Raw genomic sequence first — 23930 nt, 5'->3', positions numbered from 1 at the left:
AAAGGCGCATCCGAGGATGCGCCTTCTCGTAACTGGCGGAGCGGACCGAGGGTTCGAACTGGCGACCCTCGGTGGTCTCAGATCGGCGACTTGTCGACTGGACTACCGCTCCGCTGCCAGGTCAGGCATGACCCCGACCCGGATAGGCAAAAAACCTGAATCGAACTTAGTTGACAGCTTCTTTCAGCGCTTTACCGGCTTTGAAACCTGGTTTTTTAGCTGCTGCGATTTCCAGTGTCTTACCGGTCTGTGGGTTACGACCAATGCGAGCTGGACGATCAGTTACGGAGAAAGTACCGAAACCAACCAGAACAACAGAGTCGCCAGCCTTGAGAGCGCCAGTGACGGATTCGATTACAGCGTCCAGCGCACGGCCAGCAGCAGCTTTCGGGATATCAGCGGATGCAGCGATAGCATCAATCAGTTCCGACTTGTTCACTCTAAGTCCCCTTATATCTATTTGAGTATAATTCTAAGTTTTTTGGTGAAAACAAAAACAAGTGCTGAATGGCCTACAGACACTAAGAAAGAGCCGCTTTATAACAAGGGCTCTAAAAAGCTGTCAAGAAAGCCCCTCAGGCAAATCCGTACTAATGCGTGCTAATTCTTTCCTTAGAGTCAGACTCGCGCTTTTCATCCTTCGCAACAATCTCAGGAGCCACATCCGGCAAGGGCTCCGGCGCGTATTGCAGCGCAATTTGCAGGACCTCGTCAATCCATTTAACCGGTTTAATCTGCAGATCCTGCTTGATATTGTCAGGAATTTCCTTCAAATCGCGCACGTTCTCTTCAGGAATGATCACGGTCTTGATCCCGCCACGGTGAGCAGCGAGCAGTTTTTCTTTAAGACCGCCAATCGCCAATACCTGACCACGCAATGTGATTTCGCCCGTCATGGCGACATCCGCCCGCACAGGGATCCCGGTCAATGCCGATACCAACGCCGTGCACATACCTACACCGGCGCTAGGGCCATCCTTCGGGGTCGCCCCTTCCGGCATGTGGATATGCGTGTCGCGCTTCTCGTGGAAGTCCAGAGGAATCCCCAGGCTCTTCGCGCGACTGCGGACCACGGTCAACGCTGCGGTAATCGACTCGACCATCACGTCACCCAGGGAACCGGTCTTGATCAACTGGCCTTTGCCCGGCACGACAGCGGCTTCGATGGTCAGCAATTCGCCGCCCACTTGAGTCCACGCCAGCCCGGTAACCTGACCGATCTGATCTTGCGATTCCGCCAGGCCGTAACGGAATTTGCGCACGCCAAGGAAGTGTTCCAGCATCTCCGCAGTCACCTTCACCGAGAAGCGTTTTTCCAGCGCATGCTCTTTGACCGCCTTGCGGCAAACCTTGGCGATCTGGCGCTCCAGGCCACGTACACCGGCTTCACGGGTGTAGTAGCGAATGATGTCGCGAATCGCCTCGGCGTCGAATTCCAGCTCGCCTTTTTTCAGGCCGTTGGCCGTAATCTGCTTGGGCGAAAGGTATTTGACGGCGATGTTGATCTTCTCGTCTTCGGTGTAACCCGGCAGACGAATCACTTCCATCCGGTCCAGCAGAGCCGGCGGGATGTTCATGGAGTTCGAGGTGCAAAGGAACATCACATCGGACAAGTCGTAGTCGACTTCCAGATAGTGATCGTTGAAGTTGTGGTTCTGCTCGGGATCGAGCACTTCGAGCAATGCCGACGCCGGATCGCCGCGCATGTCGCTGCCCATTTTGTCGATTTCATCGAGCAGGAACAGCGGGTTGCGCACACCCACCTTTGTCATCTTTTGAATCAATCTTCCCGGCATCGAACCGATATAAGTACGGCGATGACCGCGAATTTCCGCTTCATCGCGCACACCACCGAGGGCCATGCGCACGAATTTGCGGTTAGTGGCGTGAGCAATCGACTCTGCCAGAGAGGTTTTACCCACGCCGGGAGGACCGACAAGGCACAACACCGGACCACGAATTTTCTTCACGCGCTTTTGCACGGCGAGGTATTCGAGGATCCGCTCTTTGACTTCTTCCAGACCGTAGTGATCGGCGTCAAGAATGTCCTCTGCACGAGCCAGGTCCAGGCGCACTTTGCTCTGAGCCTTCCACGGCACCTGAACCAGCCAGTCGATGTAGGAACGAACCACGGTTGCTTCAGCAGACATCGGCGACATTTGCTTGAGCTTGTTCAGTTCGCCCTGGGCTTTGGCCAAGGCATCTTTCGGCAGACCCGCGGCATCGATGCGCTTTTTCAGCTCTTCGATTTCGTTGTGGCCTTCATCGCTGTCGCCGAGCTCTTTCTGAATGGCCTTCATTTGCTCATTCAGGTAGTACTCGCGCTGGCTGCGCTCCATTTGTTTTTTGACGCGACCGCGAATCCGCTTTTCGACTTGCAGCAGATCGATCTCGGCATCCAGCAATGCCAAAACGTGCTCGACCCGGGCCGACAAATCGATGATTTCGAGGATTTCCTGCTTCTGCTCGATCTTCAGGGCCATGTGCGCAGCCATGGTGTCGACCAGGCGGCCTGGCTCGTCGATGCTGTTGAGCGACGACAGGACTTCAGCGGGGACTTTCTTGCCCAGCTGCACATATTGCTCGAATTGAGCCAGCAGGCTGCGGACAAACACTTCCGACTCGCGCTCAGGCGCGTCGACTTCGTCGATCAATGAGACTTCGGCACGGCAGTGGCCGTCCACTTCGCTGAAACGCTCCACAGCGCCCCGCTGCTCACCTTCAACCAGAACCTTGACCGTGCCGTCAGGCAGCTTGAGCAACTGCAGGACAGTAGCGATTGTACCTACGCGATAGAGTGCTTCTTCACCGGGATCGTCGTCAGCAGGGTTTCTCTGAGCCAGCAGAAGTATCTGCTTGTCGCCCGTCATCGCAGCCTCGAGGGCTTCGATGGATTTCTCGCGCCCCACGAACAGCGGGATAACCATGTGCGGATAAACCACAACATCACGCAATGGCAAGAGAGGCAATTCGATGGTTGTCTTCATGATTTCGCCTCTACGGCGGCCATATGGCCGTAAACAGATGGATGTAAGCTTGAAACCAAGATGGGGGCTGCCTTAAAAAAAAACAAGCGCAAAGACTGTGTTAAACCGCGCTAAAAGCAAAGGGGCCCGAAGGCCCCTTCTTTGTTCCAGCTGCGTGACGCTTAAGCGTCTGGCGCGGCCTTGGCAGCCGGCTCACTGTTTTCGTAGATATACAGTGGCTTGGACTTACCTTCTATAACGCTTTCATCGATCACTACTTTGCTTACCTCGGACTGCGAGGGAATTTCATACATAGTGTCGAGCAATACACCTTCGAGAATCGAGCGCAGTCCACGGGCACCGGTCTTGCGTTCCAGGGCACGTTTAGCGACCGATTTCAGAGCGTCGGCCCGGAATTCCAGGTCCACACCTTCCATCTCGAACAGCTTGGCATACTGTTTGGTCAGAGCATTTTTCGGCTCGGTGAGAATCTGCATCAACGCAGCCTCATCAAGCTCGTCCAGCGTGGCAAGAACGGGCAGACGACCGACGAACTCCGGGATCAGACCGAACTTGACCAGATCGTCAGGTTCGACTTCACGCAGGGATTCACCAACTTTCTTGCCTTCTTCCTTGCTGCGCACTTCTGCGTTGAAGCCGATGCCGCCACGGGTGGAACGGTTTTGAATAACCTTTTCCAGACCAGAGAACGCACCACCACAGATGAACAGGATGTTACGGGTGTCGACCTGAAGGAATTCCTGCTGCGGATGCTTGCGACCACCTTGAGGCGGAACGGAAGCGACCGTGCCTTCGATCAACTTGAGCAGGGCCTGCTGCACGCCTTCACCGGAAACGTCCCGGGTGATCGACGGGTTATCAGACTTGCGCGAGATCTTGTCGATCTCATCGATATAGACGATGCCCATCTGGGCTTTTTCTACGTCGTAATCGCACTTCTGCAGCAGCTTCTGAATAATGTTCTCGACATCTTCACCCACGTAACCCGCCTCGGTGAGGGTGGTTGCGTCGGCGATGGTGAACGGAACGTTCAACAAGCGGGCCAGTGTTTCGGCAAGCAGGGTTTTACCCGAACCTGTCGGGCCGATCAGCAAGATGTTGCTTTTGCCGAGTTCGACGTCGTCACTTTTCTTGTCGCGCTGGTTCAGACGCTTGTAGTGGTTATATACCGCTACGGCCAGAACCTTTTTCGCACGCTCCTGACCAATCACATACTGATCAAGGATGCCGCTGATTTCTTTAGGCGAAGGCAATTTATGCGCGTTGCTTTCGGCCTGGGCTTCCTGCACCTCCTCACGGATGATGTCATTGCACAGGTCGACGCACTCGTCGCAAATAAAGACCGAGGGGCCGGCAATCAACTTACGCACTTCATGCTGGCTTTTGCCACAGAAGGAGCAATAGAGCAGCTTGCCGTTGTCCTCGCCGTTGCGGGTGTCAGTCATTCGTTCGATCCAAATCCGATAGGCTTGCAACACAAGATGAAGGCTATTGCGGGCTTTTTCAAGCCCGCTGGTGATCGGAGCAGCCGACCAACCCTTTTTGAGCTGCTTATTTTAAGCGGGGCGCTGGCTGATCACTTCATCGATCAACCCGTACTCACGCGCGGCGTCTGCACTCATGAAGTTATCGCGATTGGTGTCACGCTCGATTTCTTCAAGAGTGTGCCCGCTATGCTTGGCCATCAGCGTGTTGAGACGTTCGCGGATGAAGAGGATTTCCTTGGCGTGGATTTCGATATCCGACGCCTGACCCTGGAAACCGCCCAGTGGCTGGTGAATCATTACACGCGAGTTCGGCAAGCAATAACGTTTGCCCGCGGCACCTGCTGTCAGCAGAAACGCGCCCATGCTGCACGCCTGACCGATACAGGTGGTCGACACGTTTGGCTTGATGAACTGCATGGTGTCATAGATCGACATACCCGCCGTCACCGAACCGCCCGGGGAGTTGATGTAGAGATGGATGTCCTTGTCCGGGTTTTCCGCTTCAAGGAACAGCAGTTGCGCACAGATCAGGTTGGCCATGTAGTCCTCTACCGGGCCAACCAGAAAAATCACTCGCTCCTTGAGTAGGCGCGAGTAAATGTCATAAGCGCGCTCGCCACGAGCAGACTGCTCGACAACCATCGGGACCAGGCCGCCTGCGGCCTGGATATCAGAGTTCTGCTGAATATACGAATTACGGAACATGCTCTGCAGTCACTCCCAAATAGTTATGTCTTGAATACGCATAAGCCAGCACGAAGGCTGGCTTATGGTGTGTACTTCTTACAGCAAAAACGATCAGTCGGCTTGTGGAGCTTCTACCGGCTTGACTGCTTCTTCGTAAGAGACCGATTTGTCGGTCACGCTAGCCTTCTGCAGAACAGTATCCACAACTTGCTCTTCCAGCACAACCGAACGGACTTCGTTCAGCTGCTGGTCGTTCTTGTAGTACCAGGACACGACCTGCTCAGGCTCTTGGTAGGCCGAAGCCATCTCCTGAATCATTTCACGAACGCGGGCTTCGTCAGGCTTGAGGTCGAATTGCTTGACCACTTCAGCCACGATCAGACCCAGTACAACGCGGCGCTTGGCTTGTTCTTCGAACAGTTCGGCCGGCAGTTGGTCAGGCTTGATGTTGCCGCCGAACTGCTGAACAGCCTGCACGCGCAGACGGTCAACTTCATTGGACAGCAGAGCCTTAGGCACTTCGATCGGGTTGGTGGCCAGCAGACCATCCATTACCTGATTCTTGACCTTGGATTTGATCGCCTGACGCAGTTCGCGCTCCATGTTCTTGCGAACTTCGGTACGGAAGCCTTCCAGACCGGTTTCCTTGATACCGAATTGAGCGAAGAACTCTTCGTTCAGTTCTGGCAGTTTTGGCTCGGAAACAGTGTTCACGGTTACGGTGAACTCAGCGGTTTTGCCTGCCAGATCGAGGTTCTGATAGTCCTCTGGGAAGGTCAGGTTCAGAACGCGTTCTTCACCGGCTTTGGCGCCGACCAGACCGTCTTCGAAACCAGGGATCATGCGGCCGGAACCCAGCACCAGCTGAGTACCTTTGGCAGAACCGCCAGCGAACACTTCACCGTCAACCTTGCCGACGAAATCGATGTTCAGTTGGTCTTCGTTCTGAGCGGCGCGATCGGCCACCTCGAAACGGGTGTTCTGCTTGCGCAGCACGTCCAGCATTTTGTCCAGATCGGCGTCAGCCACGTCAGCGCTCAGACGCTCGACAGTGATGCCTTCGAAACCGGCAACGGTGAACTCAGGGAACACTTCGAAGATAGCGACGTATTCCAGGTCTTTGCCTGCTTCCAGCGATTTTGGCTCGATCGAAGGAGCGCCAGCCGGGTTCAGCTTCTGCTCAACGACAGCTTCGTAGAAAGAGGACTGAATGACGTCGCCGACAGCTTCCTGACGCGCATCAGCACCAAAACGGCGCTTGATTTCGCTCATAGGCACTTTGCCTGGACGGAAGCCAGCAATCTTGGCCTTTTGGGCAGTCTGCTGCAGACGCTTGTTGACCTGAGTCTCGATGCGCTCAGCCGGCACGGTGATGCTCATGCGGCGCTCAAGAGCAGAAGTATTTTCAACAGAAACTTGCATGGATATTCCTCGTTGCACAGACGTTAGCCGGCCGTTTCCGACCCCAGAATCAAGGGCATGCATTCTAGTGGGTCAAACTCAAGAAGTCACCCTACTGAAAACGGGTAAAAACGCAGCAGGCAATTTATAGGCGGGGACAAACGGTTGTGCCTCGCCCTGTTAGCAAATACAGCCAATCAAGCCAGGGCCCTGCAACAATCCTTCTATATATAGAAGGATTCGGCAATCCATCCCTGACAGCCGACCCCACAAGGGGACCGACGGGTGAATCGGCATCATCGAGAAACACAAATGCGACGAACCAACCCACCCTCTCGACCCGGAACCCGCGATCGTTTTGAAAATTTCGACTTCTAAAACAAAAACGGCGCAGCCCTTTTCAGGTGCTGCGCCGTTTTTTGCTATCTAAATAGCTATTTGTAATGGTGCGGACGGAGAGACTCGAACTCTCACACCTTGCGGCGCTGGAACCTAAATCCAGTGTGTCTACCAATTCCACCACATCCGCATCAAGCTTTTAAAGCAAAGGCGCCAGATTATTAATCTGGCGCCTTTCTAAATATGGGGTGGACGAAGGGGATCGAACCCTCGACAACGGGAGTCACAATCCCGTGCTCTACCAACTGAGCTACGCCCACCATATTGCCATGTTGCCTTACTTGTGCCAAAGCTGCCTAATGGCGCACCCGGCAGGACTCGAACCTGCGACCATCCGCTTAGAAGGCGGATGCTCTATCCAGCTGAGCTACGGGCGCCTTTTTAATCTGTATTCTTGGACGATTACAAACTAAGTGCTTTCAGTCTCACCGAATTAAACATCAACTCTGCTCGACCTTCTTAACCAGTGCTAGGCTGTGCCCGACAAGTGCGACGAATGTTATAGGTGAGCCTGAAGGTCGTCAACTCTTTTTTAAAAAAAATTCATTTAATTAAAGGGGTTAGGGGAATTTGCAGACCAAGCGCCTTTGCCCTCACCTCATGACATGCGAGAATGCGTTCTCTTTTTTTCCCCTCTCGATGGTTAATCACGCGCAATGACTGCACAACTAATCGACGGCAAATCGATCGCCGCCAGCCTGCGCCAGCAGATCGCCAAACGCGTCACCGAGCGTCGCCAGCAAGGCCTGCGCACCCCCGGTCTCGCGGTGATCCTGGTCGGCAGCGATCCTGCCTCTCAGGTTTATGTCTCGCACAAGCGTAAAGACTGCGAAGAGGTCGGCTTCATTTCCCAAGCCTACGACCTGCCTTCCGAAACCACTCAAGAAGCACTCACCGATCTGATCGATCGCCTGAACGACGACCCGGCGATTGACGGCGTTCTGCTTCAGCTTCCTTTACCTGAACACCTGGATGCCTCCAAATTGCTGGAACGCATTCGCCCGGACAAGGACGTCGACGGTTTCCATCCTTATAACGTCGGCCGTCTGGCCCAGCGTATTCCACTGCTGCGTCCGTGCACGCCTAAAGGCATCATGGCGTTACTGGAAAGCACCGGTGCCGATCTTTACGGGATGGATGCTGTCATTGTTGGCGCCTCCAACATTGTCGGTCGCCCGATGGCGATGGAATTGCTGCTGGCGGGTTGCACCGTGACCGTCACCCACCGCTTCACCAAGGATTTGGCTGGCCACGTCGGTCGTGCCGATCTGGTGGTGGTCGCCGCCGGCAAACCGGGGCTGGTCAAGGGTGAGTGGATCAAGGAAGGCGCGATCGTGATCGACGTCGGCATTAACCGTCAGGAAGACGGCAAACTGGTCGGTGACGTGATCTACGAAACCGCCCTGCCCCGCGCTGGCTGGATCACTCCAGTTCCTGGTGGCGTTGGCCCGATGACCCGCGCTTGCCTGCTGGAAAACACGTTGTACGCCGCCGAAACCCTGCACAGCTGAGTGTCGACGCAGACGTAGACAACGAGTCAAAGAACCCCGCCCATGGCGGGGTTTTTTTCATCCGCAGAAAAAGATCGACCATCTGCCGGAAAATGACTTTTTTTTCATATTTCAAAGGACTTTCACCCCTTACTTGAACAACCATCGACAGTTATTCAGCCATACTCCAGAATGTCGCGCTTTTCCGAAATAGCCCGTTACAAAACGGCTTATCAACACATTACGAGTCTGCCAGCGTGAAAATCCGTCTATTCATCCTGAGTCTATTTTTTGCATTTACAGGGACTTTCATCGCACCAATGGCCAACGCCGCCGACACAACATCGGTGCCCCGAGACGCTTCGCATCTGAAGATCGCTTCAGGCAGCGCGTTGCTAATAGATATGCAGACCAACAAAGTCATCTATGCCAACAACCCGGACGTGGTTGTGCCGATCGCATCCGTCAGCAAGCTGATGACGGGCCTTGTGATTGTCGAAGCCCGGCAGAATATGTCTGAGTACATTTCCGTGAACATCGCTGACACACCGGAAATGAAAGGCGTGTTCTCCCGCGTCAAACTCAACAGCGAATTGCCGCGCCGGGAAATGTTGCTGATCGCCCTGATGTCGTCGGAGAACCGAGCCGCCGCCAGCCTCGCCCATCACTATCCAGGCGGTTATGTCGCATTCATTGCGGCCATGAACGCAAAGGCCAGGGCACTGGGCATGACCAGTACCCACTTCGTCGAACCGACCGGCCTCTCGCCTCGTAACGTCTCCACCGCCCGAGACCTGAGCAAACTGCTGGTCGCTGCGCACAAATACCCGATCCTGAGCGAGCTGACCACCACCAAAGAAACATCCGTGCGGTTCCGCAATCCCAACTACGTCCTGGGTTTCCACAACACCGATCACTTGGTCAACAAGCCAAATTGGGACATCAAGATCACCAAGACCGGTTTCACCAACCCGGCCGGCCACTGCCTGGTGCTGGTGACCAGCATGGGTAATCGCCCAGTGACACTGGTGATTCTCGACGCTTTCGGCAAGTACACGCACTTTGCCGACGCCACGCGGATCCGCAACTGGGTCGAATCCGGCAGGAGCACAGACGTGCCATCGGTGGCGTTGCAATACAAGGCAGAAAAGAACCTCAAGCACCGCCAAAGTGGCGTGATTGAAGCGTCTAAGTAATAGGAAATTGTAGGAGCGAGCTTGCTCGCGATGGTCGTTAACGATAACGCGTGTTTACTGGCTAAACGCAGCGTTCCTGAGACTTTCGCGAGCAAGCTCGCTCCCACAGTGGACCCCATTCGCTATTCGGGGCTTTTTCGTCTGGCATTAATCATTCGGCAGCGGCATCTGGTCGTCATCGGGAATGCCGTCTCCGGTACTCGGATCTCTTGTGCCTCGCGGATGCTCTGTCGACACCACCATAGGCCTGGCCAAAGGATCCCGTAACGGGCTGTCCGGATCCATCACCGGATCAATGTCGTCTTCGGGGGTTGTTGGAACACTGTCCGGATGCTTGTCGTCAAAACTCGAATCGGTAGACATACACACCTCACACTGAAGGTCAGGGTTTCAGATCCGCGAGCGGGTCGTAAGGCTTGGCCGGCGCCTTGCAATCCTCGCCCGGCTTTACATCTCTGGGCGCCCTGGCAGGGCCGACGGGATCGACCTGAGGATCGGCGAGGTCCGGTGAATCGGGATCAAAACCCAAGTCATCGCCCGAAGAATGTTCAGACGAATGCGGGCCCGAGGGTGAAGTGGAATCTGCCATGGACGCCTCCTTGATTCTACCCCGGAAGAATCCGGGGCCTTATCCATAAGAGGCCAATCGCGCCTGGCAGTGCCATACAGATGACGAACGGAACCTTATTGCGCGGGCAGTGCCTTCTTCGCGCGGGCAGCGGCCTGTTCCTGTCCTGCCTGGGCAAGTTCATTCGCGGCCTTAAGCCAACGCTGATGATCGACGTTGGCTGGAATCTGCGTCGGTGCCTGAATTAAAACGGCCCAGCCACCAGCATCCTTGAAAGCCGATTCAAATGAACTGAAGCTCGTCAGGTACCGGCGATTCATCCCGGCGCGCAGCAGCACTGTCTTCTTCTGACGGTTGTAGCCAGCAAGAATGGCGTAACGGGGTTCCGCCCAGAACGCCGAACCGTCGGTAAAACGCACCATCACCGGAAAACCGGCCGCGACCTGAGTCAACAATGCGGGCAGATTGCTGTCGAGGGGATAGACCATCATGCCGTACTCGCGGGCGAGGTTCTGCATGTTCTGCGGCAACTGCGCTTCGGCACCCGGCAAATTCAAAGGCTTTTCGAGTAACCCGGGGGTAATCACCACGCCTTGTTGGGACAGCATGCTGGCCAGCACTTGCGGTCCGCTTTGTTCGGCCACGCCCACGAAGAACCTGCCGCTCAGTTCGACACGCTCCGGCAGGCGCTTGATCTCTGGCGCAACGCTCCCCGCACAACCCGCCAGACCTGAAACGCAGCCCACAATCAGCGCCGCCGATAGAATTTGAGAAAATACCCGCACCTTCATCTCTCTCTTGATTAGACGCCAGGTATTCGCGCTCCCGGCTTGACCGTCGATCATAGGACGCCGCGCGGCGGCGGTATAGCCTTAAACGGTAGTTGATTGCATTCGATAGAGCGAACGGGTTGGTGTTTGCCGCCCCTTAGTCAATCGCCTGAAATACAGCAGCGACTAGACTGTCACTTGCAAAGAGTGTGTGCCCGCAGCAGGGCAAAGAGGAGGCACTGATGAGCCTGACAATGACCATTGCGATGTTGATTTCCAGCTGGCTGGCCGTTGCCGCCGCCATGTTGTGGGGCGTCCTGCGCATTACCCGACGCTACCATCATCACGCTCAAGCGGTGCCGGTGACCAAACCCGAAAAAACAGCTGCACAGCACGCGACCACGCACTGACTGACGCTGTTCAGCCCCCAACAAAAACGGCCGCCCGGGCTCTTTCGAACCCCGGCGGCCGTTTCATTTACAGCGGGTCAAGTTTCAGCAGAAAAGCGTTTCTGCCTGGCCCGGCGCGACATCATGTTCAGGCCCTCGATCGTCGCCGAGAACGCCATGGCCGCGTAGACGTACCCTTTCGGTACGTGGGCGCCAAAACCTTCGGCGATCAGCGTCATGCCGATCATGATCAGGAAGCCCAGCGCCAGCATTACCACCGTCGGGTTGTCGTTGATGAACTTGGCCAGCGGATCAGCCGCCAGCAACATCACCAGCACCGATACCACCACCGCAATGATCATGATCGGCAAGTGCTCGGTCATGCCAACCGCGGTAATGATGCTGTCGATGGAAAACACCATGTCCAGCATCAGGATCTGACCGATTGCAGCAGCAAAGCCCAAGGTCACAGCAGATGTCGCCGACTTCGGATCTTCCGGTGCCGGGTCCATGCTGTGATGGATCTCGGTGGTCGCCTTCCACAGCAGGAACAGGCCACCGGCAATCAGGATCATGTCCTTCCACGAGAAGGCCTGGCCGAAAATATCGATCACAGGCTCAGTCAGCTTGACGATGAAAGCGATAGTGCTCAGCAACGCCAGACGCAAAATCAACGCCATGCCGATACCTATGCGCCGCGCCTTCTGCCGGTGCTGCTCCGGCAATTTGTTGGTCAGGATCGAGATAAAAATCAGGTTATCGATGCCGAGCACGATTTCCATGACGATCAAAGTGGCCAGGGCGACCCACGCGGTGGGGCTGGCGGCAAGTTGTACAAGGTATTCCATGGGTCAGTCCTGACTCGCTGTAAGACGGTTTAGATTTCCTGGGACGAAGCGTCGGTTTTCTCTTTGTCTTCGCCCGGTGATTCTTTCTTACTGATCAAGCCGCGAGCAGCATCGCTGATCGCTTGCTCGGCGGCTTTGTGGGTATCGTCAATCGCCTGTTTGGCGGTTTCGGCAGCCTTGTTCATCAATTGCTGCGCGCTTTTCTCGGCTTGGTCACAACCGGCCAGTACCAGTAAAGACGTAATCAGCAGCGCCGTGGTTTTAAGCTTCATGATGCTTTCCTTGATAGAACAATCCGGGTTGAAACGATGGCCCGTTGATAGCGATGCATTCTAGGCAGACAAACACTTCAGGAAAATTCGTATTTTTAGCGGGTATACTTCGGTTTTAACGAATCGAGAGCTGACAATTCGAATAGGGCGTGTGCGTGTGCTCCTACGGCTCCTACAGATGATATGAACCGGGGATTTCAGCAACATGCTTAATTATCGACAGCTGCATTACTTCTGGGTGGTGGCTAAAACAGGCAGCATCGTGCGCGCTTGCGAGCAGCTGAACCTGACACCGCAGACCATCAGCGGGCAGATTTCACTGTTCGAACAAACTTATGGCATCGAGCTGTTTCGCCGAGTCGGTCGCCAGCTTGAACTCACCGAGGCCGGTCGCCAGGCCCTGCCCTACGCCGAACAAATGTTTCAGCTGGGCGGTGAACTGGAGTTGATGTTGCGAGCACAACCCAACGAGCAGCAAATTCTGTTTCGGGTGGGGGTGGCGGACGTGGTGCCCAAATCCATTGTCTATCGCTTGATCGCGCCGACCATGGAGCTCAGCGAGCCGCTACGCATCACCTGTCGCGAAGACAAACTCGAACGCTTGCTCGCGGACCTGGCGATCCAGCGTCTGGACCTGGTGATATCCGACAGCCCGATGCCGTCGCACCTGGACATCAAGGGCTACAGCCAGAAACTGGGTGAATGCGGCATCAGCTTCTTCGCCACCACGCAACTGGCAGCACGGTATGGACAGGATTTCCCTCGCAGCCTGCACGGCGCGCCCCTGCTGATTCCCGGGCCGGAAACCGTTGTGCGCAGTCGCTTGCAGCGCTGGTTTGCCGAACAGCAAATTCAGCCGCGAATCGTCGGTGAATTCGACGACAGCGCGCTGATGCAGGCCTTCGGCCAATCCGGCAGCGGGATATTCATCGGCCCGAGCGTGATTGCCGACGAAGTGAAACGCCAATACGGTGTCGAGGTGATCGGCCAGACTGACGCGGTGACCGAGTCGTTCTATGCCATTTCGGTGGAACGCAAGGTCAAGCACCCCGGTATTGTCGCCATTACCGAAGGTGCCCGACGCGAGCTATTTACCGAGATTTAAAAGGGCTCAGGCGCAGATTTCACGCGGTTTGAAGGTCATCAACGCGATCGCCAGCAGGATCGAGGCAAGGATAAATCCGGCGGCCGCGAAACCAAGACCTTGCAGGCCGACACCGTCGATCACTCGACCGCCGACCATGGCGCCCAGGCCGATCCCGAGGTTAGCGCCGGCAATGTTCAGCGATGCGGCAAAGGCCGGCGCTTCAGGCGCAGCCTTCATCAAACGCACATGACTGACCAGGAACAACGCTGCCTGCGTCACGCCCCAGATCCCCAGTGACGCCGCCAGGCCGAGGGGCGAATGAATATTGGGCACCAGCGCCACCATGCCGGCGATCATGAACGCGCAGAACATCATCGAGGCGATCAGCGGATGGCGATCCACCGCGCGGCCGCCCAGCGAGTTGCCGATCAAACCGACCGCGCCAAAGCCCATCAGGCACCAGCCGACCACGGCGCCGTCGAATCCGGCCAGGCGTTCAAGGATATCCGCCAGGTAGGTGTAAGCGGTGAACATGCCGCTGAACACCAGGATCGACAACAGCACATGACCCAGCATTAACGGGCTGCGCAGGATCTTGAACTGCGAGCGCAAGCTCACCTGATGCTGGTGCAGATTGGTTTTCGGCAGGTAGATAAACAACAATAACGCCTTGGCAAATGCAATCACCGCCAGAATGCCGAAGGCACTGCGCCAGCCGAATGCATCGGAGATCAACGTGCCCACCGGAATGCCGAACACCGTGGCGCACACAATGCCGAAACCGATTTTAGCGATGGCGCGTCCGGCGTAATCCGGCCCGACGATGTCCACCGCTGTCTCGCTGGCCAGCGCCCAGAACACGGGCAGCCCGAGCGCCGGGATCAAACGGGCAACGGCCATCACCCAAATGTTCGGTGCAAACGCTGCAAGGGTATTGGCCAGACCGAACATGATCAGCACCGAAATGAACAGCTTGCGCCGTTCGAACCGGGCGAAATACGCCGTGAGGAACGGCCCGAACGCGGCGACGGTGAAGGCGAATAAAGTCACCAGCAAGCCCGCTTGGGGAATGCTGACTTCAAGGTCTCTAGCGATGGCCGGCAGGAGGCCGACGATGATGAATTCCGTGGTCAGCACCGTGAAACCGGCAGCAGACAACAGAAGGATGGGCAACAGCATGCAAAACTCCAGAAAACGCCAACACCAGCGATAGCCCGAGGGCCCACTGGCAGTACATGAAAATGAGGATGGCGGATCTTAACAGAGTGTTTCCAAACAAAGTTGCACGAACCTGCCTATCTTGTTGTTCATCCATTCCTGTAGGAGCGAGCTTGCTCCGGGCGGCGTTCCGACGAAGGTGGGTCAGCCGACACCTATGTAGCTGACACACCTTCGCGAGCAAGCTCGCTCCTACAGGAATGGGGCACGAAAAAGCCCGCCAAGGCTTACACCTTGGCGGGCTTTTTTTTATCGGGTCGGTTTAGAACGCGCCCATGTAATCGCGCTTGCCCACTTCCACACCGTTGTGGCGCAACAGCGCATAGGCGGTGGTGACGTGGAAGAAGAATTGCGGCAGACCGTAGCTCAGCAGGTAAGCCTGACCGGTGAAGCGCTTCTCTTTCGGCGTGCCCTGGCGGGTGATGATTTCAATGCCTTCCTTGCCGTTGATCTGTTCAGGCTTGATCTCGCCGATGAAGGTCAGAACCGTGGTCAGCAGCGCTTGCAGCTCGGCGAAGGTGGTTTCGCTGTCGTCGTATTTCGGCAGCTCGACTTCAGCCAGACGCGCGGAAACGCCCTTGGCGAAATCAACGGCGATCTGCACCTGCCGCACCAGCGGGAACATGTCCGGGTAGAGACGGGCTTGCAGGAACGCGTTCGGGTCGATGTTCTTGGCAGTCGCATGGGCTTCGGCCTTGTTCAAGACATCGCTCAGGGCGGTGAGCATTTGTTTGAAAACCGGGACGGAAGCGTCGTACAGGGAAATGGTCATGGCAGTCTCGTGTGGTGACAGGAGGGAACGTTGGCCGATTATAGCCATGCTCGCCCCTCCTGCGAGGTGTCTTTTATCCGGTGTCCACCTGAAGGATCAGGGGCAGTCAGCCCCTGGCCGGACAGGTAGCGCCAATGCAACAGAGACAATGAGTAATCCGGCCTTCCATGGATTACTCACGTTTTTTCTGGTCACCAGCTGAAGCGATAGACATGGCCAGGCTGCCCCGGATGGCATTTTCCGTTATCGGCATCGGCACCGACAATCGACCATTGCGCACGGGATGTTTCGCCCAGCTCACGTGCAGCCTGAGGGTTGAAACACTGGCTCAGTAATTCGTCCGGTACCAATGCGTAGGCCTGAGGGTGTTCGCGCAGCCATTGAGCTGCCTGCTCGACCGTAGAGTCGGCCATCCCGAAATGCACGATCGGCTGGCGGGCGTACAGCCAGTGGCCCTCACGCCAGGTGACCAGCACCAGCTCTGCGCCATTGGTCATGGTCGCCGCCTGCGCCATGATCGCCTCGTGCGGATTGGGACCGTCTTTGATCGGCTCGATGAAACCGCGGGCGATCCATAGAGCAAACCAGGTAAAGACCAATGCCTGGAATACCTTTCGACCACGCGGGCGCTGGCCGAACCAGCGTTTGAGTAACCAGGGAATCAACGGTGCAGCCACCAGCACCAGCCCGGGCACTGCCGGGTAGATATACAACTTGCGTTTGCCGGCACTGATGCAAAAAAACAGTACGACCAGTCCGACCCAGCCCAGCAGTACCAGCACTCGACCGTCATGCTTGCGCAGCTGTTTTCGCCAGGCGGGAACCAGCCACGGCAGCGCGAGTACCAACGGCAGCCAGTATTGCGGGATCACTTTGACGAAGAAATACCAGAACGGTTCGCGATGGTCCCACGAGGCGGCATAGCGCCCTGCCGTCTGGCGCAGCAGGATTTCGCGCGCGTAGGCGAGTTCATCGGCGCCGCCGTTCAGCACAATGGACAAGGCCAAGGGCAGCAACCAGATCGCGATGGCGCCCAGCATGATCAAAAACCCGAGCAACCACTTGCGCTTCTCGCCCGGCATGGCCACCACACCCGGCCAATCTTTGCGCACCGCGTAAGCATACGGAATCAACATCAAAGCCGGGAGGAAACCCACTCCTTTGGTAATCACGCCAATACCCATGGCCGCGCAACCAACGTAAAACCAGCGCCAGGCTGGCCCGAGCAACAGGTGACGCGCCAATCCGTACAGCCCAACGGAGGTGAACAGCACCACAAAACTGTCGATCTGGCCGGTCTGCAGGATGCTGTAGGTTTGATAAGTCGCCAGGTACAACAGCGCCGCCGTGCGGCCGGTACGCTGATTCCAGAGCCTGCGACCCAGGTCGTAGACCGCTGCCGTGACCGTCACGGCCGACAGCAGGCCCGGAATATAAAGGGCGATAGAAGGCTTGCCAGTGAGCCAGGCGAAGAACGCCACGGCCCACATGAACACTGGCGGTTTATCGCCGTAGATCTCCGCCGCGCGGTGGGGAATCAGCCACGAGCCGTGGTGCAGCATCTCCAGCGCAACGCCGAGGAACCGCTCTTCGTCAACATTCTGCGGCTGACGCAGCCCAAGTCCCGCGCCGATCAATAAAAGAGCAAGCAGCATCAAGCCTAGGCATTCGACCCTGGGCGATAGGGATCTGCGCATGATTCATTCCTTCGGATGTTTGCTTTTGGCAATCAATTGCAGGTTGCGAAAATAGACGATGGAACCGAACGCCTGACCGGCGATGAAGACCGGGTCTTGTCGATAAATGGCATAAAAAAGCAGCAGGGTGCTACCGACGATGCTCAGGTACCAGAAGCTCACCGGAATCACGCTGCGCTTCTTGTATTCGCTGTACAGCCACTGCAGGATGAAACGGCCGGTGAAGGCTATCTGCCCCACAAAGCCGATCACCAGCCAGAGGGTTTCGCGGGAGAGGTTCATCCTTCGATCTCCTGCGCATTTGTATTCAGACGCGTGCGCTTGATCAGCCACCAAACGCCGATCAGGTCGAGAATGCCCACCAGGGCGCGGTCGATGTTGCCGTATTTGGAGATCCCGGCCGTGCGCGGTCGATGGTTGACCGGATGGACGATCATTCGGCCGTTGTGCCGCTGGATCAGTGCCGGAATATACCGATGCATATGGTCGAAGTAAGGCAGGCGCAAAAATGCCGCACGCTCGATCACTTTCAGCCCGCAACCGGTGTCCGGGGTGTCGTCCTTCAGCATGCGGCGACGCAGGGCGTTGGCAAACCGTGAAGCCCAGCGCTTACTGGCGGTATCACGGCGGTTGACGCGGTGCCCAGCCACCAGTTGCAGGTCGACGCGACCCTTCTGACTGCGCACCAGCGCCAACATCCCCGGAATGTCCGCAGGGTCGTTCTGACCATCGCCATCGAGTGTGGCCAGCCATTGCCCCCGAGCGGCCAACGCTGCGTGATAGAGCGAGGTACTTTGCCCCAGCGAACGCTCATGATGCAGGATGCGCAACTGGCTCAGGCCGTTGTGCTTGATCTGCCCCAGTTCATGCAAGGTGGCATCGGTACTGCCATCGTCCACAACGATGATTTCGTAAGACTCATCGGCCAAAGCAACACGGACTTCCTCAAGCAACTGCTTGAGATTGTTCGCTTCGTTCTTTGCGGGAATCAGTACAGATACAAAAATGTCATGGCTCATAGAGGCCCTCTTTTACTTCGGTCTTTTTTATTAAGGGCGAACGGCTCATATCTGATAGAACTGGCGATACCACTTCACAAATTCCTTCACACCGGTTTCAACCGCAACCTGCGGACTGAAGTCGACCCATTCGGTCAGTGCCGAGACATCGGCCCAGGTTTTAATCACATCGCCGGCCTGCAACGGCAACAAGTTGCGCTTGGCTGGCATACCCAGCGCGGTCTCCAGGCAGTCGACGAAATCCAGCAGCGCCACCGGCATGCCGCGCCCGATGTTGAATAGCCGGTTGACACCATCGGCCGGCCCGTCCGCCACCGGCGGTCTAGGGCGCAGTCGGGCAATGCTTTCGACAATGTCGTCGACGTAGGTGAAGTCGCGCGCCATCAATCCCTGGTTATAGAGATCAATTGGCAGGCCTTCGAGCATCGCTTTGGTGAATTTGAACAGCGCCATGTCGGGTCGCCCCCACGGCCCGTAAACGGTAAAAAAGCGTAATCCGCTGGCCTTCAAACCATACAAATGGCAATAAGTATGGGCCAGCAATTCATTGGCCCGCTTGCTGGCTGCATAGAGAGAAATGGGATTATCGACAGCGTCCTCGACGCTGAACGGCATTTTGCTGTTGGTGCCATACACCGAGCTGCTCGAAGCATAGATCAAATGCGCAGGGCGATAGTGCCGGCAGGCTTCCAGCACATTGAGAAAGCCCACCAGGTTCGACTGCGCATAAACGTCGGGGTTGTCCAGCGAATAACGAACGCCCGCCTGCGCGGCCAAATGCACAACTTCTGTAAACCCATAGTCGCTGAACAACGCCATCAATGCCGGCTTGTCGACGATGTCCAGCTTCTGGAATCGAAAGCCCGGCAAGGACTCCAGCTCTTTGAGACGCGCGCGTTTGAGCCCCACGTCATAGTAGTCGTTGAGGTTGTCGATGCCGACGACTTCATGTCCGTCCTGGCATAAACGCCTGGCCGTGTGAAAACCGATGAAACCAGCTGCGCCGGTGACCAGTAGGGTCATGACGCGTATGCGTAAATCAGCACATTGTGCTTGGTCAATATCAACGTCAGCTTCATGCCTTGCTCCATATACCGTTAATAAGGCCGGTGACGCTGTCGCTCAAGAAATAGCGCAGGGCCTCATCTTAAAGACCCGATCCGTGGACTTGCCTACGGTGCCCACCGAATATCAAAAATGATGTTAACAAATTTTTCATGATTTGTGAGGGTGGCCTGGAGTGGGCAAGAAAAAGTGTTGCCATCGACGCGTGCCAATCGGTGAAGCGCTCCTCTGTCTTTATATTCGGTCAACTGCCGTAGACTTTCGCTGCCGGAATGACCTGTGCCATCAGTTGGGTGACCGCTTCGCCCATCTCGTCCACCGCCCATCGGCCGTTACGGTCCAGTTCCGGGCCTCGGCGCCAGCCGTCGGCAATCGACAGCTTGCCACCCTCGACCTCGAACATCTGTCCGGTGATTTCGCGAGAAACCTCGGACCCGAGCCAGACCACCAACGGCGCGACGTTTTCCGGGGCAAAGTAATCGAAGCCCTCTTCAGGCTTTTTCATCGTGTCGGCGAACACCTGCTCGGTCATGCCGGTTCGCGCTGCCGGGGCTAACGCGTTGACGGTAATCCCATAGCGCCCCAGTTCAGCAGCCTGGACCAATGTCAGCGCCGCAATACCGGCCTTGGCCGCCGCGTAGTTGGACTGACCGATGGAGCCCTGCAAACCTGCGCCGGAGCTGGTGTTGATGATCCGCGCGTTTACCGTGGCACCGCCCTTGACCTGCTCGCGCCAGTAACGTGTGGCGTGGCTGGCGATACAGAAATGGCCTTTGAGGTGCACGGTCACCACGGCATCCCAATCCACTTCAGTGAGGCTGGCGAACATGCGATCGCGGCAGATGCCGGCGTTGTTGACCACCACGTTCAGGCCACCGTAGGTTTCAATCGCCTGACGCACGATCAACGCCGCATCGTCATAGCGGGTGATGTCGTTGCTATTGGCCACAGCGCTGCCGCCCTGCTCGAGAATTTCGCCGACCACGGCCAGTGCCGCTTCACGGTTGATGTCGTTGACCACCACTTTGGCGCCTTCGGCGGCGAAGGCCAGCGCGTAGGCGCGGCCCAAACCGCCACCGGCGCCAGTAATGATCACGATGCGGTTCTCACAGATATTCATGTTTCGGATCCCCTCAAAAGCATCGATTACAAGCGTTCAATAATTGTCACGTTGGCTTGGCCACCGCCTTCGCACATGGTCTGCAAACCGAAGCGCCCACCACTGCGCTCCAGTTCATGCAGCAGGCTGCACATCAAACGGGTGCCAGTGGCGCCCAAGGGATGGCCAAGGGCAATCGCCCCTCCATTGACGTTGGTCTGCTCATGCGGATAACCCGTCTCCTTGAGCCACGCCATCGCCACCGACGCGAAGGCTTCGTTGATTTCCACCCGATCAATGTCTTCCAGCTTCATGCCGGCGCGTTTGAGCGCGTAAGCGGTCGCCGGGATCGGTGCGGTGAGCATCCAGATCGGGTCTTCGGCGCGCACGCTCAGGTGGTGGATGCGTGCTCGAGGCGTCAGCCCGTAACGCTTGAGCGCCGCTTCAGAGACAATCAGCATCGCGCTGGCCGCGTCGCAGGTCTGGCTGGAGACCGCTGCCGTCACCCGATCACAGCCAAACAGAATTTCCAGTTCGGCCATTTTCGCCAGGCTGGTCTGGCGCGGCGTTTCGTCGTGTACGACCCCGGCCAGCGGTACGATCTCGCGGTTGAACCGCCCTTGCTCGATGGCCCGCAATGCTCGCTGATGCGACTCCAGTGAATAGGCCTCCAGCTGCGCGCGGGACAACGCCCACTTCTCGGCAATCATTTGCGCCGAGCGAAATTGCGTCGGCGGTTGCGCACCGTAGCGCCTGACCCAACCTTCGGAGCCGCTGAACGGGTCGCGAAAGCCCAACGGTTCAGCGGCGATCATGGCCGAGGAAATCGGGATCTGGGTCATGGTTTGCACGCCACCGGCGACGACCACATCCTGAGTGCCGCTCATCACGGCCTGGGCGGCAAAGTGCACCGCTTGCTGGGACGAACCGCACTGGCGATCGATGGTAGTGCCAGGCACCGATTGCGACAGGCCGGCGGCCAGCCAACTGGTCCGGGCAATGTCCCCGGCCAGCGGGCCAATGGTGTCGACACAGCCAAAGATCACGTCGTCGTAATCCTCATCGGGGATGTCGTTGCGCTCGACCAGCGCGCGCAAGACATGGGCGCCCAGATCGGCCGCGTGAATCTGGCTCAAACCACCCTTGCGCCGGCCGGTGGGCGTGCGCAGAGCATCTACAATATAGGCTTCAGGCATGGTCTACCTCGCAGTCAGTTGAAGTCGGGCACAGTCGCCGTCAGAAAGTATTGCCAGCACCCAGGGCGTGATTGCCGTTAAACAACGCCGCACGGATTCGTCCTTTGTGATGGCCGCGATCACCCCAGACCTTGTCCAGCGCCCAGGCGCGTTTCATGAACAGGTGCAGGTCGACCTCCCAGGTGTAACCCATGGCGCCATGAGCCTGAATAGTGTTTTTGGCCGCGAGCATCGCCGCTTCCGAGGTCGCCAATCTGGCATGGGAAATCAACACCTCCTGACCCGGCTGTTGCTCCGCCAGTGCATAGGCGGCGCGATACAACGGTCCCTTGGCGAATTCGATCTGCACCGCAATATTGGCCATCAAGTGCTTGACGGCCTGGAACGAACCGACCGGTTTGCCAAACTGTTTGCGTTCGAAGGTGTAATCCACCGCAAGATCGACCATGCGTTTGGCCAGCCCGAGCAACTGCGCGGCACTGCCTAGCGCCCCGCGGTTAAACGCAGCGGCCCACAAACGCCGCCCTTGTTCACCGGCAGCCACACAGGTGGCGGGCGTGGGTGTCCAGTCGACCTGGAACAGTTGACGACTGGGATCGATCGATACATTGCGGGTCAGTCGCACGGTGCCACGCTCAACCGCGTGCACCTCATCGCCATGGGCCAGCAACAGCAAATCGGCGACATGGGCATCGCTGACCAGCAGGTTACCCGGCTCGGCAATCGCCAACCGCGCGCGGCCTTCAGCGACACGCACCAACCAATGTTGCTTAAGCGCCGCGTGACTTTCATCAAGGGCAGCGAGCAACGGCACGCCGATCAGCATCGTATCCACCAGCGGCTCCGGCAGACCGGCGTAACCACATTCCTGGGCGATCAAAATGAAGTCCAGTTCATTCATGCCCATCCCGTCATGCTCCTCCGGCACGGTCAGCGCGGTGAGGCCCAACTCCATCAGTTGCGCCCAGAGCCGGTCGCTGCGCCCGCTATCACTGAGCCACAGTTCGCGAATGCGCTCCGGGGTCACTTCGTTGATCAAAAAACTTCTGACGTTGTCCTGAAACAGCAATTGGTCGCGGCTGAAACTAAAGTCCATGATTGATTCCTCAGGCACGCGGCATGCCGAGCATGCGTTCGGCAATGATGTTGCGCTGGATCTCGTTGGTGCCGGCGTAAATCGGCCCGGCCTGGGCAAACAGAAAACCTTCCAGCCAATGGCCGGCATCGCCAGCCGCCGGAGCCTCGGGCAGCAGCTCGCCGCGCCATCCGAGAATGCTCAGGGCGGTGTCGTGCATGCGCTGATCGAGTTCCGACCAGAAAATTTTATTGGTCGAGGATTCCGGCCCGATCTTCCCGCCCTGCACCAGTTGCGAGGCGGTCATGTAGGTGTTCAGGGTGTAGGCCTCGGCGTCGAGCCAGGCGCGCATCACCGCTTCGCCAATCGCCGGATCACGGTCGGCTTGCTCGCGATTCGACTGGTACAGCTGCACCAGACGCCGGGCGGTTTCCTGAAAACGTGCCGGCGAACGCAGCAGCAAACCGCGCTCGAACCCGGCGGTGGACATCGCCACATGCCAGCCCATTCCCTCGCCGCCCAACGCGTTCTCCACCGGCACTTTGACGTCGTCGAAGAAGATTTCGGCGAACCCCGGCAAGCCATTGAGCTGAGGAATGGGCCGTACGGTGATCCCCGGCGTATCGAGCGGCAGCAGAATAAACGTGAGGCCCTGATGGCGCTGCGAGTGAGGATCGGTGCGGAAAATCCCGAACGCCCAATCGGCCCACACCGCACGGGTCGACCAGGTTTTCTGACCGTTGATCACGTAGTGGTCGCCCACCCGTTCAGCCCTTGAGCGAATCGCCGCCATGTCGGAGCCGGCACCCGGTTCGGACCAGGCCTGGGCCCAGATATCTTCCCCGGTGGCCATGCGCGGCAGAAATCGCGCTTTCTGTTCTTCACTGCCGTATTCCATCAGCGTCGGCCCGAGCAGGAAGATGCCATTCTGGTTGACCCGCGCGGGGGCACCGGAACGGTAGTATTCCTCTTCGAAAATCAGCCACTCGATCAAGTCGCAACCGCGTCCACCGAGCTCGGTCGGCCAGGTGACCATGCCCCAACGCCCCTCATTGAGCCGGGTTTCCCAGGCACGATGCTCGGCAAAGCCTTGCTCGGTGTCGAACGATTGCAGCGGTTCGCTGGGTACATTGGCCGTCAGCCAGGCCCGCGCTTGCGCACGAAAGGCCTGCTGGGCCGGGGTGTATGTCAGGTCCATGAGAGTGCCT

The 23930-nt window shown here is 57.3% G+C and carries 24 protein-coding genes and 3 tRNA genes; 4 read left to right on the top strand and 23 right to left on the bottom strand.

The genetic code is table 11. From position 1 onward, the window contains the following. Nucleotides 1-166 precede the first annotated feature (166 nt). From AC1MDT_RS02475 to AC1MDT_RS02440, 8 genes are all read right to left on the bottom strand, one after another. Nucleotides 167-439, bottom strand: coding sequence for an HU family DNA-binding protein (locus AC1MDT_RS02475; RefSeq protein WP_002552737.1), 273 nt, complete (start codon nt 437-439; stop codon nt 167-169). Nucleotides 440-590: 151 nt separating this feature from the next. Continuing rightward, entirely contained in the window at nt 591-2987 is a 2397-nt protein-coding gene (lon, locus tag AC1MDT_RS02470) for an endopeptidase La (protein WP_480420534.1), read from the bottom strand. A gap of 161 nt (nt 2988-3148) precedes the next feature. Continuing rightward, nucleotides 3149-4432 carry an ATP-dependent Clp protease ATP-binding subunit ClpX gene (clpX, locus tag AC1MDT_RS02465; protein ID WP_414909399.1) on the bottom strand — a complete coding sequence of 428 codons (1284 nt, stop codon included), beginning with the start codon at nt 4430-4432 and terminating at the stop codon, nt 3149-3151. A 111-nt stretch (nt 4433-4543) separates the two neighbouring features. Then, a complete protein-coding gene (gene clpP, locus AC1MDT_RS02460) occupies nt 4544-5179 on the bottom strand; it encodes an ATP-dependent Clp endopeptidase proteolytic subunit ClpP (protein ID WP_480420533.1) in 636 nt (211 codons plus the stop codon). A 93-nt stretch (nt 5180-5272) separates the two neighbouring features. After that, a complete protein-coding gene (gene tig / locus AC1MDT_RS02455; RefSeq protein WP_480420532.1) occupies nt 5273-6583 on the bottom strand; it encodes a trigger factor in 1311 nt (436 codons plus the stop codon). A 423-nt stretch (nt 6584-7006) separates the two neighbouring features. Then, nucleotides 7007-7091: transfer RNA gene (locus AC1MDT_RS02450), tRNA-Leu, on the bottom strand. A 54-nt stretch (nt 7092-7145) separates the two neighbouring features. Then, nucleotides 7146-7221, bottom strand: a tRNA-His gene (locus AC1MDT_RS02445). Nucleotides 7222-7261: 40 nt separating this feature from the next. Continuing rightward, nucleotides 7262-7338 (bottom strand) — tRNA-Arg (locus AC1MDT_RS02440). A 279-nt stretch (nt 7339-7617) separates the two neighbouring features. Here AC1MDT_RS02440 and folD point away from each other — a divergent pair. Together folD and pbpG are read left to right on the top strand one after the other, a co-directional pair. Then, nucleotides 7618-8472, top strand: a complete 855-nt coding sequence (gene folD / locus AC1MDT_RS02435; protein WP_414909396.1) for a bifunctional methylenetetrahydrofolate dehydrogenase/methenyltetrahydrofolate cyclohydrolase FolD — start codon at nt 7618-7620, stop codon at nt 8470-8472. Nucleotides 8473-8708: 236 nt separating this feature from the next. After that, the gene (gene pbpG / locus AC1MDT_RS02430; RefSeq protein WP_480420531.1) at nt 8709-9647 is read left to right on the top strand and encodes a D-alanyl-D-alanine endopeptidase; all 939 of its coding nucleotides are present in this window, start codon (nt 8709-8711) and stop codon (nt 9645-9647) included. 147 nt (nt 9648-9794) lie between these two features. Here pbpG and AC1MDT_RS02425 read toward each other — a convergent pair whose 3' ends face one another. The 3 genes from AC1MDT_RS02425 to AC1MDT_RS02415 form a co-directional block, all read right to left on the bottom strand. Continuing rightward, nucleotides 9795-10010, bottom strand: a complete 216-nt coding sequence (locus AC1MDT_RS02425; protein WP_480420530.1) for a hypothetical protein — start codon at nt 10008-10010, stop codon at nt 9795-9797. Nucleotides 10011-10029: 19 nt separating this feature from the next. Then, complete coding sequence (locus AC1MDT_RS02420) at nt 10030-10236, bottom strand: DUF6021 family protein (protein WP_480420529.1); 207 nt, start codon at nt 10234-10236, stop codon at nt 10030-10032. A gap of 95 nt (nt 10237-10331) precedes the next feature. Further along, nucleotides 10332-11060: a peptidase C39 family protein gene (locus AC1MDT_RS02415; RefSeq protein ID WP_480420528.1), complete on the bottom strand. Its 729-nt coding sequence runs from the start codon at nt 11058-11060 to the stop codon at nt 10332-10334. Nucleotides 11061-11227: 167 nt separating this feature from the next. Here AC1MDT_RS02415 and AC1MDT_RS02410 point away from each other — a divergent pair, with 167 nt between their 5' ends. Further along, nucleotides 11228-11395, top strand: a complete 168-nt coding sequence (locus tag AC1MDT_RS02410) for a hypothetical protein (protein WP_480420527.1) — start codon at nt 11228-11230, stop codon at nt 11393-11395. A 77-nt stretch (nt 11396-11472) separates the two neighbouring features. Here AC1MDT_RS02410 and AC1MDT_RS02405 read toward each other — a convergent pair whose 3' ends face one another. Both AC1MDT_RS02405 and AC1MDT_RS02400 read right to left on the bottom strand, forming a co-directional pair. Next, on the bottom strand, nt 11473-12222 hold the full coding sequence (locus tag AC1MDT_RS02405; RefSeq protein WP_480420526.1) for a TerC family protein: 750 nt from the start codon (nt 12220-12222) through the stop codon (nt 11473-11475). Nucleotides 12223-12251: 29 nt separating this feature from the next. Continuing rightward, nucleotides 12252-12494 (bottom strand): hypothetical protein, encoded by a 243-nt coding sequence (locus AC1MDT_RS02400; RefSeq protein WP_480420525.1) that lies wholly within the window; start codon nt 12492-12494, stop codon nt 12252-12254. Between the two features lie 205 nt (nt 12495-12699). Between AC1MDT_RS02400 and nhaR the strand changes: the two genes are divergently transcribed. Beyond that, the gene (gene nhaR, locus AC1MDT_RS02395; protein WP_480420524.1) at nt 12700-13599 is read left to right on the top strand and encodes a transcriptional activator NhaR; all 900 of its coding nucleotides are present in this window, start codon (nt 12700-12702) and stop codon (nt 13597-13599) included. A gap of 6 nt (nt 13600-13605) precedes the next feature. Here nhaR and AC1MDT_RS02390 read toward each other — a convergent pair whose 3' ends face one another. From AC1MDT_RS02390 to AC1MDT_RS02345, 10 genes are all read right to left on the bottom strand, one after another. Then, on the bottom strand, nt 13606-14760 hold the full coding sequence (locus tag AC1MDT_RS02390; protein ID WP_480420523.1) for an MFS transporter: 1155 nt from the start codon (nt 14758-14760) through the stop codon (nt 13606-13608). Between the two features lie 301 nt (nt 14761-15061). Beyond that, on the bottom strand, nt 15062-15571 hold the full coding sequence (locus AC1MDT_RS02385; RefSeq protein WP_480420522.1) for a DUF1993 domain-containing protein: 510 nt from the start codon (nt 15569-15571) through the stop codon (nt 15062-15064). Between the two features lie 191 nt (nt 15572-15762). Further along, on the bottom strand, nt 15763-17268 hold the full coding sequence (locus AC1MDT_RS02380; RefSeq protein WP_480420521.1) for an ArnT family glycosyltransferase: 1506 nt from the start codon (nt 17266-17268) through the stop codon (nt 15763-15765). A gap of 3 nt (nt 17269-17271) precedes the next feature. Beyond that, nucleotides 17272-17550: a lipid-A-disaccharide synthase N-terminal domain-containing protein gene (locus AC1MDT_RS02375; protein ID WP_480420520.1), complete on the bottom strand. Its 279-nt coding sequence runs from the start codon at nt 17548-17550 to the stop codon at nt 17272-17274. Further along, complete coding sequence (locus tag AC1MDT_RS02370; RefSeq protein WP_480420519.1) at nt 17547-18287, bottom strand: glycosyltransferase family 2 protein; 741 nt, start codon at nt 18285-18287, stop codon at nt 17547-17549. Before AC1MDT_RS02370 ends, AC1MDT_RS02375 begins: the two co-directional genes overlap by 4 nt. A gap of 45 nt (nt 18288-18332) precedes the next feature. Next, complete coding sequence (locus AC1MDT_RS02365) at nt 18333-19310, bottom strand: NAD-dependent epimerase/dehydratase family protein (RefSeq protein ID WP_480420518.1); 978 nt, start codon at nt 19308-19310, stop codon at nt 18333-18335. Between the two features lie 286 nt (nt 19311-19596). Then, nucleotides 19597-20472: an SDR family oxidoreductase gene (locus AC1MDT_RS02360; protein ID WP_480420517.1), complete on the bottom strand. Its 876-nt coding sequence runs from the start codon at nt 20470-20472 to the stop codon at nt 19597-19599. A 26-nt stretch (nt 20473-20498) separates the two neighbouring features. After that, nucleotides 20499-21647 carry an acetyl-CoA C-acetyltransferase gene (locus AC1MDT_RS02355; RefSeq protein ID WP_480420516.1) on the bottom strand — a complete coding sequence of 383 codons (1149 nt, stop codon included), beginning with the start codon at nt 21645-21647 and terminating at the stop codon, nt 20499-20501. Nucleotides 21648-21687: 40 nt separating this feature from the next. Next, nucleotides 21688-22743: an acyl-CoA dehydrogenase family protein gene (locus AC1MDT_RS02350; RefSeq protein ID WP_480420515.1), complete on the bottom strand. Its 1056-nt coding sequence runs from the start codon at nt 22741-22743 to the stop codon at nt 21688-21690. Between the two features lie 10 nt (nt 22744-22753). After that, nucleotides 22754-23920 carry an acyl-CoA dehydrogenase family protein gene (locus AC1MDT_RS02345; protein ID WP_480422685.1) on the bottom strand — a complete coding sequence of 389 codons (1167 nt, stop codon included), beginning with the start codon at nt 23918-23920 and terminating at the stop codon, nt 22754-22756. Nucleotides 23921-23930 lie beyond the last annotated feature (10 nt).

The sequence above is a fragment of the Pseudomonas sp. ASL7 genome (assembly GCF_056680375.1).
Note: the sequence above shows the minus strand (reverse complement) of the source record. Positions and strands in the feature narration are given on the sequence as shown.

Coding starts and splice junctions, on each gene's coding strand:
- AC1MDT_RS02400 (WP_480420525.1), bottom strand. CDS start 12,494: ATGAAGCTTAAAACCACGGCGCTGCTGATTACGTCTTTACTGGTACTG.
- nhaR (WP_480420524.1), top strand. CDS start 12,700: ATGCTTAATTATCGACAGCTGCATTACTTCTGGGTGGTGGCTAAAACA.
- AC1MDT_RS02360 (WP_480420517.1), bottom strand. CDS start 20,472: ATGAATATCTGTGAGAACCGCATCGTGATCATTACTGGCGCCGGTGGC.
- AC1MDT_RS02390 (WP_480420523.1), bottom strand. CDS start 14,760: ATGCTGTTGCCCATCCTTCTGTTGTCTGCTGCCGGTTTCACGGTGCTG.
- AC1MDT_RS02380 (WP_480420521.1), bottom strand. CDS start 17,268: ATGCGCAGATCCCTATCGCCCAGGGTCGAATGCCTAGGCTTGATGCTG.
- AC1MDT_RS02420 (WP_480420529.1), bottom strand. CDS start 10,236: ATGGCAGATTCCACTTCACCCTCGGGCCCGCATTCGTCTGAACATTCT.
- AC1MDT_RS02415 (WP_480420528.1), bottom strand. CDS start 11,060: ATGATCGACGGTCAAGCCGGGAGCGCGAATACCTGGCGTCTAATCAAG.
- tig (WP_480420532.1), bottom strand. CDS start 6,583: ATGCAAGTTTCTGTTGAAAATACTTCTGCTCTTGAGCGCCGCATGAGC.
- AC1MDT_RS02370 (WP_480420519.1), bottom strand. CDS start 18,287: ATGAGCCATGACATTTTTGTATCTGTACTGATTCCCGCAAAGAACGAA.
- lon (WP_480420534.1), bottom strand. CDS start 2,987: ATGAAGACAACCATCGAATTGCCTCTCTTGCCATTGCGTGATGTTGTG.
- AC1MDT_RS02355 (WP_480420516.1), bottom strand. CDS start 21,647: ATGCCTGAAGCCTATATTGTAGATGCTCTGCGCACGCCCACCGGCCGG.
- AC1MDT_RS02365 (WP_480420518.1), bottom strand. CDS start 19,310: ATGACCCTACTGGTCACCGGCGCAGCTGGTTTCATCGGTTTTCACACG.
- folD (WP_414909396.1), top strand. CDS start 7,618: ATGACTGCACAACTAATCGACGGCAAATCGATCGCCGCCAGCCTGCGC.
- AC1MDT_RS02345 (WP_480422685.1), bottom strand. CDS start 23,920: ATGGACCTGACATACACCCCGGCCCAGCAGGCCTTTCGTGCGCAAGCG.
- AC1MDT_RS02350 (WP_480420515.1), bottom strand. CDS start 22,743: ATGGACTTTAGTTTCAGCCGCGACCAATTGCTGTTTCAGGACAACGTC.
- AC1MDT_RS02405 (WP_480420526.1), bottom strand. CDS start 12,222: ATGGAATACCTTGTACAACTTGCCGCCAGCCCCACCGCGTGGGTCGCC.
- AC1MDT_RS02385 (WP_480420522.1), bottom strand. CDS start 15,571: ATGACCATTTCCCTGTACGACGCTTCCGTCCCGGTTTTCAAACAAATG.
- AC1MDT_RS02375 (WP_480420520.1), bottom strand. CDS start 17,550: ATGAACCTCTCCCGCGAAACCCTCTGGCTGGTGATCGGCTTTGTGGGG.
- clpX (WP_414909399.1), bottom strand. CDS start 4,432: ATGACTGACACCCGCAACGGCGAGGACAACGGCAAGCTGCTCTATTGC.
- AC1MDT_RS02425 (WP_480420530.1), bottom strand. CDS start 10,010: ATGTCTACCGATTCGAGTTTTGACGACAAGCATCCGGACAGTGTTCCA.
- AC1MDT_RS02410 (WP_480420527.1), top strand. CDS start 11,228: ATGAGCCTGACAATGACCATTGCGATGTTGATTTCCAGCTGGCTGGCC.
- clpP (WP_480420533.1), bottom strand. CDS start 5,179: ATGTTCCGTAATTCGTATATTCAGCAGAACTCTGATATCCAGGCCGCA.